Source organism: Gluconobacter cerinus, assembly GCF_025961355.1.
Classification (GTDB): domain Bacteria; phylum Pseudomonadota; class Alphaproteobacteria; order Acetobacterales; family Acetobacteraceae; genus Gluconobacter; species Gluconobacter cerinus.
In genome coordinates this window covers 97,594-113,858 of the sequence record NZ_JAOQNM010000001.1, presented here as the reverse complement: position 1 = coordinate 113,858, position 16,265 = coordinate 97,594, and the positions used below count along the sequence as shown (strand labels likewise).

The following is a 16,265-nucleotide window of genomic DNA, read 5'->3' as shown; positions in this document are numbered from 1 at the left end:
GCCGTTCATCTCCCGATCTGCAACGCCATATCGAAGAGAGCTGCGGACGAGTAATTTACTCGTCCGCAGGCAGTCTATTAAATTTCCCTAAATCATCGGAAATTTAAAACCACAATAAATGAGCATCAAGAACTACAGCGTAACGTTTACACCGAACTGGAACGAACGCATGACAACGCCATTTTGAGCCCAGGAAGAGTTGTAAAGATAGCCGCCATATGTACCGAAGTCATACGGTGCTCGGAAGCCAAGAAGATTGTAGACGTTCGCGTAAATATTCCAGCGGCGGTTCACCTGATAGTTGACCGTAAGATCAACATCCCAGAAGCCTTTTACATGACACTGGGAAGGATAATACGCACTGTTGGAGATTACGTTAGCGCAACCGCCGCTTGTGCCAGCTCCGGAATAGTCGTCCGCAGTCAGGCGATAACCACTTGTGTAGTATACGGTCGGTGTGACGGAGAGCCCCTTCCACATGAAAGTATTGGCCCAGTTCGCGCGCCAGCGTGGTGTTCCTGAGGAAGAAACTGCACTGTAGGGGCCAAGTGTTCCTGCAAAGCGCTCTACACCGCCGCCGGATGAGGCAGGTAGATAGATATTGTAACGATGGACAAAAGTCGCTTCGCCCTTACTCACCCAGAGAACATCATGTAGCGGACCGGGCAGGTGCTTCTGTGCCTGAATTTTCAGATCAAAACCATCTGTGATCAGCTTCTTCGTGTTAACGTACCCAAGGTTGATCAAGCCAGGGCGTAGCTGTCCACTCGGGTTCTGCGTGTCAGCAACGTCAGGGGTGACGGTTACGCCGCTTGGGAGAGCATTCCCCTCTAGATAGTCGGTCGCCATAGCAGCGACGCCATAGGGATTAGGTGCAATATAGTGGTTTTTACGAATATAGTAGTAATCCGCACTAATTGTCAGCCAGTCCGTTGGCTTGAATACTGGTCCCCCTGAGAACCCAGTCGATGTTTCTGGACGAAGATTTGGATTGCCAGAAGTATTTTCACCGATTGAATAAGGCTGGGCGTAGGTATTGGCTGAGCCGTCAGCACTCCGATGCTGATTGACGAAGGATGTGACAGCAGACGGATCATAGGTCACGTAACCGACATTCGAGCCACCAGTTTCAGAGAAACTTGGAACTCGGAAACCTTGGTTGAATGTTCCCTTAAGGGTCAGCATTTTCGTCGGTTTGAACTGTAGGCCCACTTTGGGGGAAAAGTGGTGGAAGCTGTTGCCCGTGCTTTCGTTGTAATTGTCGTAACGGCCCGAGACGTCCACATTGACCATTTTATGGAATGGTAAGCCGACTTCAAAGAAGCCAGATTCAACCCAACGGCTTCCTTTTGCATTCACCGGATTGATCGTGCCAACGTACTGTGCTCCAGGATCCGCGATATTTAGCGGATTGGCCGACGGATCGTTCAATGCTTCATGGCGGAAATTGGCGCCAATTGCGAGGTTGGCTGTGCCACCCGGAAGCTTGAAAAGACCTTTGTTGGCGGTCAGGTTCCCAGAATACTCAGATGTTGTTGCTGTAATAACACTCCGAGGAGCCAGCGCGTTTAGAACGGCCTGTGAGTTTTGCGAAGGATCGACGAAGTTATAGTCGCCGCTTGTAATCGCGTTCTCAAGACTGTTGATCGTAGGGACGCCAGTGATGGTCTGGGTCAGACGCGTCGCCATGCCTACGAAATCGGCATTATAATGCCAGTCTGAACCCCAGTCAGAGGGCTCCCAGCCTGCGTAGCGGACGGACCCGCGGAAGTTCTGATTAAATTCAGTCGTTGTTGGAAGAAGGTCTGCAAAACGGTAATCGACCTCCGCGGCCTTGCCTTCGGCAGCGAACGGATCGTTAGGGTTGGGCTGCCCGTTTGGAAGAGAAGCAGGAATTGGCGTGCTAAGCGTGTTTGCCAGCTCAGCCTGACTGTAAGTTCTTGTGGTTGTTGGTGTCCCAGTAACAGTCGTCATGGCCTGTGAGTAATTGAACATGGCCACGAGCTGGGAACGGGGTGTCACGTTCACCGTAAGATGCGCGGTGGCATTGATACGGCGAATGTCTGGCGCGACCTGAGCATAACGCTGCGAATTCATGGTGCAGGTCTGGCTTTTACCGTTATCGCCACTCACGACACTGCCAGTAACAACCGATCCAAAAGAGCCGCATCCAGCAGAAGGATTTAGAAGCTGCCAAGCCCCTGTTCCGCTGTTTGCTCCATCGCTGCGTCGGACGATAGCCGCAGGCGTTACACCGAAAGGACTGATCGTTCCATCCGGGAGCAGGGTGTTATAGTTGGCGTTTCCACCTCCAATACCTGTCAGGTCGCCACTATTGTATGGAGACTGAAGCTGACGGTAGTAGAGTGGGTCATCCTGCTGATATTCTGAGTTGATATAGAAATTGTATCCGTCACGGTGCAGGTCGCCGTGGCCATATGTTGCCCACAGACGCTGATGACCGGCATCGCCACGCTGGGACAGGCCGCCCTCAGCATTTCCCTCAACACCTTGAATTTCCTTGCGTGTCACCATGTTGACGACGCCTGCGACAGCGTCGGCGCCGTAGGTTGCGGAGCCACCATCTTCAAGAACATCGACCGTTTGCATGATCGACATCGGGATCCAGTTGGTATCGACGAAATTGCGCTCGCCATCGTCAGCGAGGCCGTAATAGGCGAGGCGCTGACCGTCGATGAGCGTCAAAGTTGAGTCGGTAGAAAGGCCACGAAGCGACGGAGCAGAACCACCAGTCGCGAAACCACCACCAGCAGACCAGCCGTTTGTCAGATTGCCTGCGCCATTCGTAGACAGGGACTGGAGCACGTCAGTCACTGTCTTGAGACCGCGCCGCTGCATGTCCATGCGGGTGATGTGTTCTATCGGCGACGCATTGGTCGCGTTTGGATCACTGAAGAGCGTTCCTGTTACAACAACGTTCTCTTCTCTGGACCGAGGGGCGGCTCCTTGCGCCTTCGCATCAGCAATTACGCGCCTGTTGGCAGCGTTGTCAGTCGTTATTGCGGAGCCTGCCGGGGCTTCGGCACCAGAGGGTTTGATTGTTTGTGTGGGTGTTTTTTTCTTGCTGGCACTCTTGCCGCGATGATGAGGGGCAACCACGGCTGGATTTTGGTTTCCAGCAGTGCCTGCGCCCTGGCTGACAGTCTGTGCTTTTGACGCACCCGCGTACATAGAGGTTGATGCCAGCGCAGTAGCACCAAAAAGCATGATTGTACGACGTCGCTTTCTGCTTCGATACACCATGGGTTTCTTTCGATGACGGTTGGGATCACGGATCAGCCGTCCGGAACACTACATTTTGTTGCTGATTCAATATTAATTGCAACCAAGCAAGCGGTTCTGATGCAGAAACGAATGATTTATGAAATCGTGTGTATTTTTTTGGCAACAGTTTGATGTGATAACGATTTTTTGAGCATGACGAAATAGGGAGGGAAAAATATATGAGAGTGATAAACAAATAGAATAAAAATATTTTTATAGTTCTATATCTTATAGTTATTTATGGAGGCTATGATTATCTTGGTTCGAAAATGATATACGTTTTTTTTGTATGGTAATGATATTTAGAATAATTTTTCTCCATTCAAAGGAGGTGAGATGTATTTTAATTTTGTAAAAACTAGATATGTATTGTGGAAGTGTTGGAATTTCGCAGGATAAAATGTGCGCGCGTTGTTAGCGATTGGTAAAAATCGTAACAACGCGCAATGAGAATTTTAAAGCGCCACTACTTTTTAGGTTAAACTCGACAGTCCTTCCAACAGGCGAGCAATGGCTTCTGCCCCTGGGTCAGGGATATTCTTGAGTTGTTCTTTCGGAACATAAGCTGCGCGCCCAGCTCGTGCTGGCATCTTCCGGGTGGCATCAGCACCTTCACGAGCAGCCTTGGCGGCCTGTTGGAGATTTCCAGTTTGAAGTGCCGTTATTGCTGGAAACAACGCATCGAGCATTGTTCTATCTCCTTGAGACGCTCCACCGTATCTGTGCATACGGTCCAGACCTGCCTCAAGCCCGGTGCGCCAATCCTGCTGTTGTCCTGCTGTGGCAAACATGATGGACAACAAAACGCCGCTGGAGCCACCAGCATTGCGCGCGAGAAGCCTGCCTATCGTTTCACAGAGATGTTGGGGAGAAGCGAGGGGAAGGCGGCCGATTTCTTTGAGAATAACGCGGCTCGCCTCAGCGAAAGTTGAGCCTGCATCGCCATCGCCAATCAGGGCATCAAGCGCGTTGAGATCTTTCTCATTGTCTATGAGAACCTTTGCGCCATGAGTGATAAGGCTCTCTACATAAGTGTCGGATGAGGGCTCATAGGAGAAAGTTTCAGGCAAGGTCGGAGTTTGCTTTGTCTGTACCCCCTTAAAAGGGGCTAAACCCGGCCAAGCCCAAGGCTCAACAGCAGATTTCAAGGCCTCGACGAAGTCTTCTCTTGCAGGTATGGCGGATAAAGAAAATCCATACATATCCAAGGAAGTCATCATCGGGGCAGGCCCGATAATAAATTCTATGTGGTCTGCAAATGCGGTTCTGGAAAGAGCATCTACTATGGCCTGAGCTTCCAACACTGGAACTGCGCCCAGCATGTTGACCATAATTACTTTCTTATCATTTGTTAGAGTTTTTTCGAGTGTATCTACGGCTTTATTAACTAAAACATCGAGTTTATCTACAGAGATCCGCTCAGCGCCAGGTTCGCCGTGAATGCCAAGGCCCAGTTCCGCCGCTGTGTCATTTAGCCGCGTTTTATGCTCCACATCATAAACATTGACGTCTGATAGAGCGAGACCGATTGATGCTGTTGATTGAATGGCATCAGTGGCAGCCTGTTTTACCTCTGCCAGGCTAGATCCCGTTTCTGCCAGATGGCCCGCGATTTTCTGAACAAGGACTGTCCCAGCAATACCTCGGGCATGAGGTCCGCGGCCAAGTGCGATGTCATCGGCCACAATGACGAGTTCAACGTTCTTTCCAAGAGTGCGGGCCTGTTCTGCGGCAAGGCCGAAATTCAACCTGTCTCCGGTATAATTCTTAACAATCAGGAGGCATCCTGCCTCGCCAGTCACTTCAAGGATGGCGGCGAGAATGGCATCCACATTGGGGGAGGCGAAGAGCGCACCGCAGACTGCTGCCGTCAGCATGCCTTTGCCGACAAAACCAGCATGGGCTGGCTCATGGCCTGAGCCTCCGCCGGAAATGATGGCTACTTTCGATTTATCCCAGTCCCTTCTGAGAACGACGTGGATATTCTCGTGCCCTTCAAGTCGGCAGAGATGATGCCCGACGGATGACCTGAGAAGACCGTCAAGACCTTCTGTAACAAGAGTGTCGCGGTGATTGTAGAAGCGCTTCATCGTATCTTTCGTCCTCAGAGGATCACTGAGGAAAAGAACGCATCAGCACGCTTTTTAGGTCGATCACCTTCGAGCGAGCCCCCTTGAAGCGTTCTGCTATCAATGTTGAATCTGCGGTGTTTGATGACGGATGAGATTAGAAAAACCTCTATTTTCCTATGAAGACTTGCTGCCTCTGGAATTATTTAGAGAGACGGAAGAAATGAAATAGAAGATTGAAAGTATTTTTATGTGTACTTGTGGGGAGTAAGCGTAGTTGGTTTCGGGTGCGAGTTTATGAATGCGCACCCTCTGAAATTTCAAGAAACATTGAAAAGATGGGTAGAATTAGGGTCTACAACTATATCGAAATTTTACTCTTCGGGAATTCCGAACTGATCAGGATAGGGCATAGCATTTCGGCTGAGTTTCTTCTTTTTCCATTCAGCTAGTGCTCTGTTGTACTCGACATGACGAAGCACGAATTGGAGCGCCTCTACGTGTTGTTCATTGCCTGCGTCCATCATATTACGACGCCAGCCGGCCGCAATTAGCCAATATTCACCGGCAAGTCGCCAAGATCCGGCCTGATGAAGCGCTACGGCCTGCCGTTCAAGCTCATGATACTTGCTATTCGGGTTGGAAAGGGCTTTTGCCGTGATGATAAAGTCGTCGTTTTTCCATAGATACGTCGACTTCATGTAGGGGAACTGCCGCGTAAGGACACCCGGGTCTCCGAAATGTTCTTTGATCAGCATTGGAACCAGCCTGTCATAAGATCTACGCCACTCGCACTGCACAAACTAACCCTTGAAGACCCGGTTGAAGAATGTTGCCTCTATAGCGAATGGGTATATCAAAGTCGATTTTTTCTAGGCGTGCTCACAGTTTGCGTGAAAATATCCAGATAATATCTGTTGTGGGGTAAGCCGCTCTACGGCACCTCAGCGTTTTCGAGATAGTGATCAAAAAATCGAATGGTCCAGCCGTATGCTGTCAGCCAGTCTTGCTGCCGAAGAAATTCGTGTCGTTCACCTGGAAATACATGATCCTCGTGCGTCACACTTGACGCAGTTAATGCCTTGGACAGCAACACCGATTGCTCAAATTCCACGTCATGATCGTCATCCCCGTGGACAAGCAGGACCGGCGCGTGCCAGTGCGCAATATCTGCCAGAGGGGAGGACCGCCATTCCGTTTCATGTTGTTTGCGGTTTTCTTCAGGGGACAGACCGGGATGATCTGGCTCTGTCATGTCATGGACGCCATGGAAGTCTGCCCCGGCAGCGAACAATCCACTATCGCGGGCCAGTGCTAATCCGACAAGATAGCCACCCCAGCTTCCGCCCCAGATCCCGATATGCTTCGACGCTACGTCTGGTCTTGCTCGCAGATACTGCGCGGCGGCACGGACATCCTGGTATTCGCTGGCTCCCGCGCTTCCTATTTTGTCGGCCTCACGAAACGCCTGTCCATAGCCCGTACCGCTGCGATAGTTCACGGACAACACGACGTAACCGTGTGATGCGAGTGTCTGGTTCATCATGTAAGCGTTGGAATAGTATCCCATGGCATTGAAAGCCGGAATCATCTGCCGATTGGGCCCGCCGTGGACGAACACCAGCGCTGAATGAGGTCCATGCATTTCAGTCGGCGGGAGGAAAAGCTGACCGTGGATATTGGTTCCGTCTTCGCTCCGAAACTGCACACTCTGCGGTGCAACGAAGTTGGTATTTTTAGGAAGTGTCGGCGTTACCGGCGCTCTCCATTGTCCCTCGTGGCGAAGGATAGGGTGAGCCGTCTGGGTGGCGCTTGTGACCATCACTGCCAGGTCCTCGCCAGCCATAGCAAGCGAGCCTGCTTCTTCTGTTGCATCCGTCAGAGCGGCTGCATTTCCGTCCAACGGCTTGGACCATACGCGCCAGTGATCGAGTTCCCCGACGTTGGAGGTATAGAAAAGGGATTTGCCGTCGGATGACAGGAGATAGGATGAAACCTCGGCTTGTTCAGGGGTTAAACATTGTGGCGTTGTGGCGCCAGCAGCAGAAATGGCGCAGATCCGAAGCCAGCCGCTTCCCTCCCAAGGAAACAGGATGCGCCCGTCTGGCGTCCATGTCAGATCAAGGTCGTCTGCTGCCCAAAACCTGCTTCCAGGCCCTTTTGGTGGTGTCCAGAGCAGTTGTTCTGCACCGCTTGTCAGGTCGTAGCTATGGAGGGACCAGAACCGGCCGTTTTCTGGACGCGTCAGTAATGGAGGTTGCTGTACACGGACGAAAGCAAGATGCTTGCCGTCAGGTGAGAATGTCGGTAGCCGGTCGAACCCCAAACCTGGCGGAATAAAGCTGAGAACGCGGTGCTTCGTGTCCCATAATCCAATCATGCCGTGTGAACCACGATTGATCTCCAATGCGACAAACGTGCCATCCGGGGACCAATGAAGGGCCGTGATCGTTCCGTCCGTAGTCATGACTGCCCGGGCAGAAGAGCCGGTTGCCCCGAGCAGCAGAGTGCCTCCTTGTGCAAAAGCGAGTTGCCGCCCGTCGGGAGAGAACTCTGGAAGATAGCCCTGTCCTGCAATGGTGTTTTGTTTGCCATCGCGAACGACATGGACTGTGGCCGTAGGGCGATAGGCGGCATTATCCGGGTTGGGAGCAGGGGCTGTGAGGGCTTCTGGATCGCCGCCTTCTACATAAGCCAGGGCCTTGCCATCCGGCGTGAGCGTTAGGCCCCAAAGGGGGGTTCCGTCATCCTTTAAGTAGGTTGTGGCCTGATGGGGAGCGTTCCCGGCATCCGAGATCATGACGTTACGCACGCCCTTGCGTTGTTCTACCCATGCCAGACGTTGCGCGTGCTTTGCTCCCACCATATTCGTCGCGAATGGCATTGCCATTAGGTTGGAAAGGCGTGACTGCGTCGATGCGTTGTCCTGAGCGTGGGCTGTCCAGGATGTGCATGAGAGAAGTGACAAGACCAACGCGCATGTGCGGCTATGGGGCATGGTAATCTTCATTGAACCGTTCCTGAAACAGACCCTGCGTTTGAAAGCGCGCTAAAAATCTCTTCTTCGACATTGGTGAAAGACGATATTTTTCCTGGCTTTTCCTTGCCGTCCTCAGGAAAACCATCGGCAATAAACAGATAGCCATCGCGCGTTGCTGGATTGAGCCAGAACCCGGACCTCAAACCGTAAGCATCCCCAAGGTGCCCAACTAGGCCGCCTTGATAGCCACGCCATGGGGTTGTCGGGTGCCCTGATGGGTCGCGCGCGCCGGTCAACTGAATGGTCGCCAGACCGTAGCTTGGGATGGGATAAGGTCCTTCGCCATTATGACCATCGTAATGCCAGCCCGAATGCAGCATCGTCTGAAGCGACTGGGAGGAAAGGACTTTCACACCCTGAAGTGTTCCGTTTCCGAACACGAACTGCGACAGACGATAGAGACCATCAAGGGAAATACGGAGGCCACCTTGCGGTGAAAAGATCGTGGCGTTCGTCCCGATCCGAGACCGGGCGGAGGCTTCTGGAACGAAATACGTGTCACTATCTTTGGCGGCTTCGTAGCCGGTGGCGGTATGATGATAGAGCGTTGCGAGACGTTCAGGATGGGAAAGAAGCGCCGGGTCATAGCCGCCATCAATACCAAGTGGCGTTAGCACGTGCTTTTGCTGGTAAAGATCGAAGCGCTCTCCGCTAACCCGCTCAATCATGGTGCCGGCCAAGCCGTAACACAGATTACAATAGCTGAACCATGACCCCGGCTTCCGTCCGGGCAGGAAGTGGTAGTTTGCGGCTCCCGGGCGGCGGGACGCATCGAAAAATTCTGAAACGGTGTGATCTGCGGGTGTTACATAGTCGTCTGCGTCTGCGATGCTTGCCGTATGGCTGAGCAACATGCGCGTTGTAATCGGTGTATCTGGAAAATCAGGGTTCCGAAGCTGGAAGCCAAGGTACTTGGAGGCATCGGCGTCCAAATCAATCCGCCCTTGATCCACCAGTTGCATCAGACCGATCGTCGTAACGAATTTCGAGACAGACGCGATGCGAAACAGGGTATCTGAATGGACGGGGGTGACGTCAGCGCCATTTTTGCGCGCAAAACCGCCCACATATCGGTAAGACATGGCACCATTATGGATGCGCAGTGCGGCGAGTGCTGCCAGCGGGCGGGCCTCTCCATTTGTTAACGTGTGCGTCAGCAGTGCGTCTGTGGCAGCAGGGGGAACGGCATATGCTGTGCCAGCGCTTGCCATAAGCAGGAATGCAGAAAGTCGACGACGTAGGTGTGCATTCATTTCTGAACTCCATCGGTATGAACGGCGGCGACTAATTGGGCGATCCGCGCTGCTGAACCGGCAGCAAGTGTGAAGCCGAGCGCGCCATGACCTACATTGAGCAGAAGGTTGTCACATTTGCTCCGGCCGATAATGGGAACACCCGTGGGAGTGGCAGGTCGCAGACCGGCCCATGGAGAGTCAGGGCTATGATCTGTGCTTGCCTGCGGGAGCGTTTGCCGTACGAGGGCGCGCAGCGATGCGAGACGCTTTGGGTTAAGAGACGTATCTTCCGCTCCGATATCGACCATCGCGGCAACACGCAGTGCGTCGCCAAGTCGTGCATAGACTACTCGGTTGTCGTAATCGGTAACGCTCACAGACGGTAGCGTCTTGGGTGAGGGGCGGAGTGTAAGGCTGTAACCCTTCAGGCCATAAAGAGGCAGATGGATGCCGAGCGGGGCAGCGAGCTTGCGTGAGTTCAGGCCCGCAGCCAGGACAATCTGATCTGCTTCAAGATGTCGGCCGCCGACAATCAGCATGCACGTGTTGTTCGTGTCAGGTGCTAGCGTGGCTTTTTCCTGAAGGTATTGAAATTCAGGTGCGTCCAGAAGAGCCGTCTTCAAGGCCTTGCAGAAGAGATGGCTGTCCGCGACTTCATCTTCGGGGGAGAAAATGCCTCCTGCAAGATCTGGTGTCAGGTGAGCGAAAGCTGGCTCTATCTCAGCACATTCTGCAGGAGAAAGGGCCCGTTCCAAGGTTGTGTTCTGTATTCCTGATACGGCTTTCCTGAAAACGGCTTCATTCCGATAGAGGACAAGCTTTCCTGGTTGACGCCAAAGGAAACCTTTCAATCCCTCTTCGCGCCATATTTCCATCTCGGCCTGTCCTTCCAAGCCCAGCTGTAAAAGAATTTTTGCATTTCGACGGTTTGTTGTGCGTGTGCAGGCGGAAAGAAAGGACAGCATCCAACGCCACTGTTTCGGATCGGCCCGAAGACGAAGGGAGACCGGAGACCCGGATTTCAGCATCCAGCGCAGCGCCTGACGCGGAATACCAGCATCAGCCAAAGGATTGACGTAGCGGTAGCTAAGCTGACCGCCATTGGCATAACTTGCTCCCAAGCCGACATCTGCATTCTGTTCGATCAGAGTTACGCAATGGCCCGCTCGGATGAGGGCATAAGCTGTCGAAAGCCCGATGACACCGCCGCCGATAACCGCAATATGCTGTTTCACGGGTGTGCCTCTCCGTGCGCTGTCTCTACTTTACGGGGGTGGAGGTCCTGTGCATCGAAACTGAAATCAGACCCTAAAAGCTGCATCTTCATACCCGTCACTTTGCCCGTGACGTCGCGTTCAAACTGGACATAAGCGTCATCTTCGCTGTCTTCGTCTCGGTTATCCCAGCGTACGACGAACAGGTCATGCGGAAGAGCCTTTAGGGTCCCCGTCAGGCCATCGGCCTTGGAAAATGTTAGCCTTAGGTCCTGACCGCGCTCAGTGACGGAGATTGGTCCGCGCCAGTTATCCAGATAGTCGCCCATATAGTCCTGTCGCTGTGATGTCTGGAGTGTCACGAAAGGACGAGCAGGCGATCCGGGCCCAGTCGTAGTCGCAGCTACGCTCTCGTGTGCTTTTGCTTCGTCTTCCTCGTGTTTCCAGTAACTGATCCAGTCAGCACTGTGACCGGTTGCGATGCGCGCGCTTAAAGTGGTCGCCAGGGCATAGGTCGCATTGTGGTCATCATGATTGGTCAGGATCACAACGGCACTTTTTAGTTTTGGCAGGAACGTGACGTAACTAACCATCCCTCCGATCGTACCGGTATGCCAGACGCGCTTGTGCCCGAAGAAGTCCTCCATGAACCACCCGTAGCCATAGGCGCGAAAATGCGTTCCGGTTAAAGCCGCCATGTCCGGCAAGGGAAGGAGAGCATGGGGCGCCCAAAGCGTGTCGCGGCTCTCGCTGCTGAAAATGCGCTTTCCCTCTGGCGTTTGTCCTCCTCCGAGATAGATCTGGGCCCAACGCGCCATTCCTTCTGCGCTACACCAGATGCTGCCTGCCGGACCGACTGCTGGAAAACGGCGCGCTGCTTTTTCGGGGAGGGGGGCGTGATCCCCTTGGCCGGTCGCAACGTCTGTCTGGCCTTTATATGGTGGTGTTGACTGGCATGCTGCCAGCCCGGATACCTCGATGAGGTGGGTCTGGACGACATCTTCCCAGCTATGGCCTGTTACCCGTTCCACAAGCGCACCAGCCACCACGTAGAGCAGATTGTTGTAGGCGTACTCCTTCCGGAAAGGAGCCGTAAAAGGCATATATGCAAGCCCGGCCAAAACGTCTTTGCGGGTGAATGTGCTGTGGGAGAAAAGCATCAGGTCTCCCGCGCCGAGACCCATGCCGCTATGGTGAGTCAGCAGGTCCGAGACACGGAAATCGCGTGTGATCCATGGGTCCGAAACACGAAATTCGGGCAGGTGGTCAATCACACGATCATCCCACTTCAGCTTTCCGGCATCCACAAGCTGGGCCAGAGCAGTGGCCGTGAATTCCTTTGTATTCGACCCAATGGCAAACAGGGTGCTGCTATCTACAGGCGCGCTATGGACATCCTCCGCGCGGCGTCCGTAACCGCGGTTGAAAACGATTTTTCCATCCTGCACGACAGCGACAGCAATACCAGGCACGTCAAAAGCCTTACGTGCCTGCTCTACAGTTGCATCGATATATGGAGCCGTTAACCCAGACGGTAGCTCTGCGGCTTGAACTCTATACGCCGGACGGAGCATCAGCGCCCCTGCGAGAAGAGCAGTTCCATACAGGGCGTGACGCTTGTTCATAACTGCTCGAAAACTCTCATCTTATATTGGTCCAGAAACGAACCTCTGTGTCAGATAAGAGAAATAAAGCATGGAATCAGGGGAGTGTCCCGTGACGAGATATACGTAGGTGATAACCTAAAGTTATGAAACTACATGCCTTATCAATTACTTAGAAAAGCAACTTTCTCCAGTTGCGGCGGTGTGTTCTTTGTTTGTTTGCAACCGGTTGGCACTCAATCCCGCGTAATCTCATCCCAGACAATCGGGGCAATGACGACGGCGCAGAGCAGGGCCAGAACGATCAGGGCGACGATGGCTACTTTTTCGAGCATGCCCGTGCCTGATCGCGATAACCTATATAATCGCTAATCCAGCGGATTACCTGCGGGCTAGGATGCGCTCTGATCTCCGTTGCCAGCGCTTTCTGATCGGCAGCCGAGTACGTCACCAGCGTGGGGCAGGGCACATAGCGCACGGATGTGCAGCCGGTAAGGGAAAGTGCCAAGACAAGCCACCTCATGCCGAACCGCCATCAAGCCGCGCCAAAACAGCGTCTGTCGTGGCGGGCTTATCCGCCTGAGCCTGCGCCATCGCTTCGGCCTTCTCGGTGATTGCTGTTGCGCTATCAGTCGCGGCTTGTGCCGTCGTGACAGACGCGTTGTTCTTCCCGGCCCGGTACGAAAACCAGATCAGCCAGGCGACAAAGGCGAGGGCAATGACGCCCCCGCCGATGTAGACGTACTGGCTCAAGCAGCCGCGACCGTTTCAGTCGTGGTCGTCTTCGTTTCCAACGCCGTGACGAGGGAAGCGATGTTGCCGGCCAGACCGACAAGAGCCGCCTTGGCCGCTACCGTGTCGCAGTTCGGATCCAGCTTCTCGATGATGAAGCCGCCCAGAACTGGCAGCAGTTCCTGTCCGAGTGCGCCAGCTTCCTGAATGAGTGTGTCAGTTGCCATGATGGCATTTCCTTTTGAGTGGTTTGGGGTGTCCCGCAGTCAATCCGCGACCGGTGCCGTGGACTTGCTGAGGATTTCGGGGATGGCGGCCTTCACCTTCGCCGCGTCTTCGCGCGCGACAGGAACAGCGGTAATGCCCGGACGCAGGCGAGGGATCGCCCATCCGATGCAACCGCCAATAGCCGACATCAATTCGTAAAGTCCGGCCCATTTGCTCGTTGCTTCCGGGGGCTGGATCACGGCGCGCAGGATCGCGCAGCCAACAATCAGCCATGCCGGATAGATCAGATATTGAGCCGGGATCAGATCAGGCAGCAGCACCAGCAGAGAGCCGACGCCGCCAGCCTTGAGGAAGGTGTTGACGTTTGGGTTCATGCCGCGATGGCCTCTGCGAAGAAGGCAACATTCGCGACCGGATCAGCCGCGCCCTGTGCCGTATTGTAATGAGCCTTGTGGTACGCACTTAGTCCGGCCGCGTCGGTGGAGGCGGGCAGGGCGTCACGCACGCGATAGAACCGGATGCGCGCCATCGCGCAGGCATAACGGAGGTTCGTGACCAACTGCGCTGACGCAGACAGATCAGGAGCGCGCATGCGAGTGCATACCGTCGCCAGCCGAGACTGTGCCGGGAAGTTGAGGAAGTTCGTCCAGCAGTCGTCATGAGTGGCTGGCTCCATCTGCCAAAGACCAACGGCAGGGCCACCGCCAACTTGCCGGACATAAGCGGCGCGGCTTTCCGCAAGAGCAGTTCCCGTCAGCAGGTTCTCAGCTGAAGAGGACCAGAGCCCGAGCGCAATCAGCGTAGGCCGCACGATCTCGTATTTGAGTTGACGCACGTCGAGGCCGGTCACGTGTGAAGCGCCTGCCAGAAATGGAGAAGACGCTCACCATAAATCGCCAGAAAAGCGAGGATCGTGACCGCCATGGCGCCAGCCCATTTGAAAAAGGACATACCGCCGAGAAGGGTGCTGATCATGCTTTTGAGGTCGCGCAGATCCGTGTCCTGCCGCTCCCCGCGCATCCGCCCTTCCGTCTGAACCTCGCTGAGCTTCACCTGAATGGCCGTCATACCAACCTCCAAGGCTGTGATGCGTCGTTCGTGGTCGTCAAAGCGCGGGTCCGCAGCCTGAGGTGAAATGAGTGTGTTTGGCATCACTTGCCTGTCTTTCCACTTACCGGAACGTGTAGGTCTGTGAGGGTTGCGCTTCGATGATCTGACGCACCGCCGCTGCAGCCTGTGGAGCCAGGTAATTCACCGCATTATTGGCTGTCGGGTGCACTCCAAGGCTATCCACGCCCATCACCGTATTCATGAAGCCTGTCGTATCAAGAAGGCTGATATTACGACTGCCCATTTCGGCAACAGATGCCTGTAGCGCTTGCCACTGCGCTCCGTTGAAAGGGCGCATGACGATGGATTTTGTGAATGGGCACATCGAAGAAAAAGCCGTCAGGAATGACGTTTCTGCTGCCTGAACGGACGAGGTGGTTGCGTTGGCGTCGTTTGTGCCTTCGTTCTCAATCATAGCATCTGGGCACAAGGCAAAAGACCGATTTTGACCGGGAAAGACCTGGCTCCATGTGTTCGGCAGTGATGGGACACCTCCCGACCCACCGACAGTCAGTCCGGTACCGCCAAACCCAACAATGCCGTATTCAGCGTTCAGCCTCTGGGCTACCTGAGCAGACCATTCAACTGCATTGTCATTGCGGTTAGTGTCATAGGCTTGGGTCTCCCCAAGTGTTCGCACACCTTCCGTAATGCTATCGCCGTAGAACAGCAGCGTACGCGGATACACTTTCGGAGCATAAAAGGATTGGCTGGCACCGATGCTTATTCCCGTTAATTCCGCACGGGTTCCAGGGGTAGTCGCCCATCTAATTAGCCCCTCAGATGTGGACTTCAAGGAAACCCTGAGAGAGTGAACGGAGGTGGAGACTAGAGAGCTGGGCGTGCAGGGTATGGAGCCCCTTACTGGGTATGTTTTGGCGTCCATCCCATCCACCGAGACGCTAACCTGCGTTAATGGCTCTGACTCTCCATAGGTACTAAACGCCAACGCGCAATTTTCGCCTGAGAAGGTGGTTTTGAAATACGCGCCAGCATTGATGGAATCTTTGGATGTGTCGGATAGTGCGCCCCAATTATAGGGACTGAAATATACAGTCCCGTCAGAAAAAGACGCCTGAACGGAAGATGTCACGCTGTCGGTCGTATCGTTGTTCAGGTGATAAAGCGCCAAGAGACCCGGCTCAATACCCTGAAACGGCGCGTCCTCTGGGGTCCACCCTTGCCATGAACGCACGATGTTCCAGAATGAAACTTCATCTATCGTGCCAGTAAATCCGAAGCCGCCATCCTCAAAACCGCGCAGCCCAAACTGCGTTCCAGCAGGAACCGTTTTAATGTTTGTGGACGCTATACCGACGCTCTCACCATCAAGGTAGCCGACCATCGCACCGGTTCCAATAACCATAGTCGCCGTATGCCATTGGCCGTCAGTTACCGTGCCGGATGTTGTTAAGGTGTACTGGCCGCCATCCGTCCCATTGTTTACGAATGTCAGATTGCCGCTCGTAGTAACGCCGAACCAGCCGAGATTTTTATTGCCGACCATGACCTGCGTTGAGGATGGATTACCTGATATTTTGAAGCGGACTTCGATTGTCAGACCAGAAGCTGAGGACAGTGCATCGGCAAGGCTGGTCGGTGTTGTGAGAAGACCACCGGTCGTTGCTTCACTGAATAGACCAGGACCATAAGTCACCGATGTGCCAGTTGCGTCGTAAGTTCCAGCATACACAGGGGAGACCAGAAAGGTCGCGCCCAAGGCTGCGAGCTTGAGCCAATTTCTCATT

Annotated in this window: 13 protein-coding genes; all 13 read right to left on the bottom strand. The window is 53.9% G+C overall.

Annotated elements, in window-relative coordinates; genetic code table 11:
• Window positions 1-132 precede the first annotated feature (132 nt).
• Complete coding sequence (locus tag M2305_RS00570; protein WP_211502916.1) at window positions 133-3,264, bottom strand: TonB-dependent receptor plug domain-containing protein; 3,132 nt, start codon at window positions 3,262-3,264, stop codon at window positions 133-135.
• Window positions 3,265-3,758: 494 nt separating this feature from the next.
• Window positions 3,759-5,375, bottom strand: a complete 1,617-nt coding sequence (locus M2305_RS00565) for a dihydroxyacetone kinase subunit DhaK (RefSeq protein ID WP_264648250.1) — start codon at window positions 5,373-5,375, stop codon at window positions 3,759-3,761.
• Window positions 5,376-5,728: 353 nt separating this feature from the next.
• Window positions 5,729-6,112, bottom strand: a complete 384-nt coding sequence (locus M2305_RS00560) for a hypothetical protein (RefSeq protein WP_264648249.1) — start codon at window positions 6,110-6,112, stop codon at window positions 5,729-5,731.
• 176 nt (window positions 6,113-6,288) lie between these two features.
• Window positions 6,289-8,364 (bottom strand): prolyl oligopeptidase family serine peptidase, encoded by a 2,076-nt coding sequence (locus tag M2305_RS00555; RefSeq protein WP_264648248.1) that lies wholly within the window; start codon window positions 8,362-8,364, stop codon window positions 6,289-6,291.
• A complete protein-coding gene (locus tag M2305_RS00550) occupies window positions 8,361-9,647 on the bottom strand; it encodes a serine hydrolase domain-containing protein (protein WP_264648247.1) in 1,287 nt (428 codons plus the stop codon). The genes M2305_RS00555 and M2305_RS00550 overlap by 4 nt, the downstream gene beginning before the upstream one ends.
• Window positions 9,644-10,864 carry an FAD-dependent oxidoreductase gene (locus tag M2305_RS00545; RefSeq protein WP_264648246.1) on the bottom strand — a complete coding sequence of 407 codons (1,221 nt, stop codon included), beginning with the start codon at window positions 10,862-10,864 and terminating at the stop codon, window positions 9,644-9,646. Before M2305_RS00545 ends, M2305_RS00550 begins: the two co-directional genes overlap by 4 nt.
• Window positions 10,861-12,468 (bottom strand): serine hydrolase, encoded by a 1,608-nt coding sequence (locus M2305_RS00540; RefSeq protein WP_264648245.1) that lies wholly within the window; start codon window positions 12,466-12,468, stop codon window positions 10,861-10,863. The genes M2305_RS00545 and M2305_RS00540 overlap by 4 nt, the downstream gene beginning before the upstream one ends.
• Window positions 12,469-12,966: 498 nt before the next feature.
• On the bottom strand, window positions 12,967-13,200 hold the full coding sequence (locus M2305_RS00535) for a hypothetical protein (protein WP_264648244.1): 234 nt from the start codon (window positions 13,198-13,200) through the stop codon (window positions 12,967-12,969).
• Window positions 13,197-13,406: a hypothetical protein gene (locus M2305_RS00530; protein WP_215767536.1), complete on the bottom strand. Its 210-nt coding sequence runs from the start codon at window positions 13,404-13,406 to the stop codon at window positions 13,197-13,199. Before M2305_RS00530 ends, M2305_RS00535 begins: the two co-directional genes overlap by 4 nt.
• Before the next feature lie 39 nt (window positions 13,407-13,445).
• Window positions 13,446-13,781 (bottom strand): hypothetical protein, encoded by a 336-nt coding sequence (locus tag M2305_RS00525; protein WP_264648243.1) that lies wholly within the window; start codon window positions 13,779-13,781, stop codon window positions 13,446-13,448.
• The gene (locus tag M2305_RS00520; protein WP_264648242.1) at window positions 13,778-14,257 is read right to left on the bottom strand and encodes a hypothetical protein; all 480 of its coding nucleotides are present in this window, start codon (window positions 14,255-14,257) and stop codon (window positions 13,778-13,780) included. The genes M2305_RS00525 and M2305_RS00520 overlap by 4 nt, the downstream gene beginning before the upstream one ends.
• On the bottom strand, window positions 14,254-14,559 hold the full coding sequence (locus M2305_RS00515) for a hypothetical protein (protein WP_264648241.1): 306 nt from the start codon (window positions 14,557-14,559) through the stop codon (window positions 14,254-14,256). Before M2305_RS00515 ends, M2305_RS00520 begins: the two co-directional genes overlap by 4 nt.
• Window positions 14,560-14,578: 19 nt before the next feature.
• A complete protein-coding gene (locus M2305_RS00510) occupies window positions 14,579-16,264 on the bottom strand; it encodes a LamG-like jellyroll fold domain-containing protein (protein WP_264648240.1) in 1,686 nt (561 codons plus the stop codon).
• Between the last annotated feature and the right edge of the window lies 1 nt (window position 16,265).

Coding starts and splice junctions, on each gene's coding strand:
- M2305_RS00570 (WP_211502916.1), bottom strand. CDS start 3,264: ATGGTGTATCGAAGCAGAAAGCGACGTCGTACAATCATGCTTTTTGGT.
- M2305_RS00530 (WP_215767536.1), bottom strand. CDS start 13,406: ATGGCAACTGACACACTCATTCAGGAAGCTGGCGCACTCGGACAGGAA.
- M2305_RS00515 (WP_264648241.1), bottom strand. CDS start 14,559: ATGCCAAACACACTCATTTCACCTCAGGCTGCGGACCCGCGCTTTGAC.
- M2305_RS00540 (WP_264648245.1), bottom strand. CDS start 12,468: ATGAACAAGCGTCACGCCCTGTATGGAACTGCTCTTCTCGCAGGGGCG.
- M2305_RS00550 (WP_264648247.1), bottom strand. CDS start 9,647: ATGAATGCACACCTACGTCGTCGACTTTCTGCATTCCTGCTTATGGCA.
- M2305_RS00510 (WP_264648240.1), bottom strand. CDS start 16,264: ATGAGAAATTGGCTCAAGCTCGCAGCCTTGGGCGCGACCTTTCTGGTC.
- M2305_RS00560 (WP_264648249.1), bottom strand. CDS start 6,112: ATGCTGATCAAAGAACATTTCGGAGACCCGGGTGTCCTTACGCGGCAG.
- M2305_RS00555 (WP_264648248.1), bottom strand. CDS start 8,364: ATGAAGATTACCATGCCCCATAGCCGCACATGCGCGTTGGTCTTGTCA.
- M2305_RS00565 (WP_264648250.1), bottom strand. CDS start 5,375: ATGAAGCGCTTCTACAATCACCGCGACACTCTTGTTACAGAAGGTCTT.
- M2305_RS00525 (WP_264648243.1), bottom strand. CDS start 13,781: ATGAACCCAAACGTCAACACCTTCCTCAAGGCTGGCGGCGTCGGCTCT.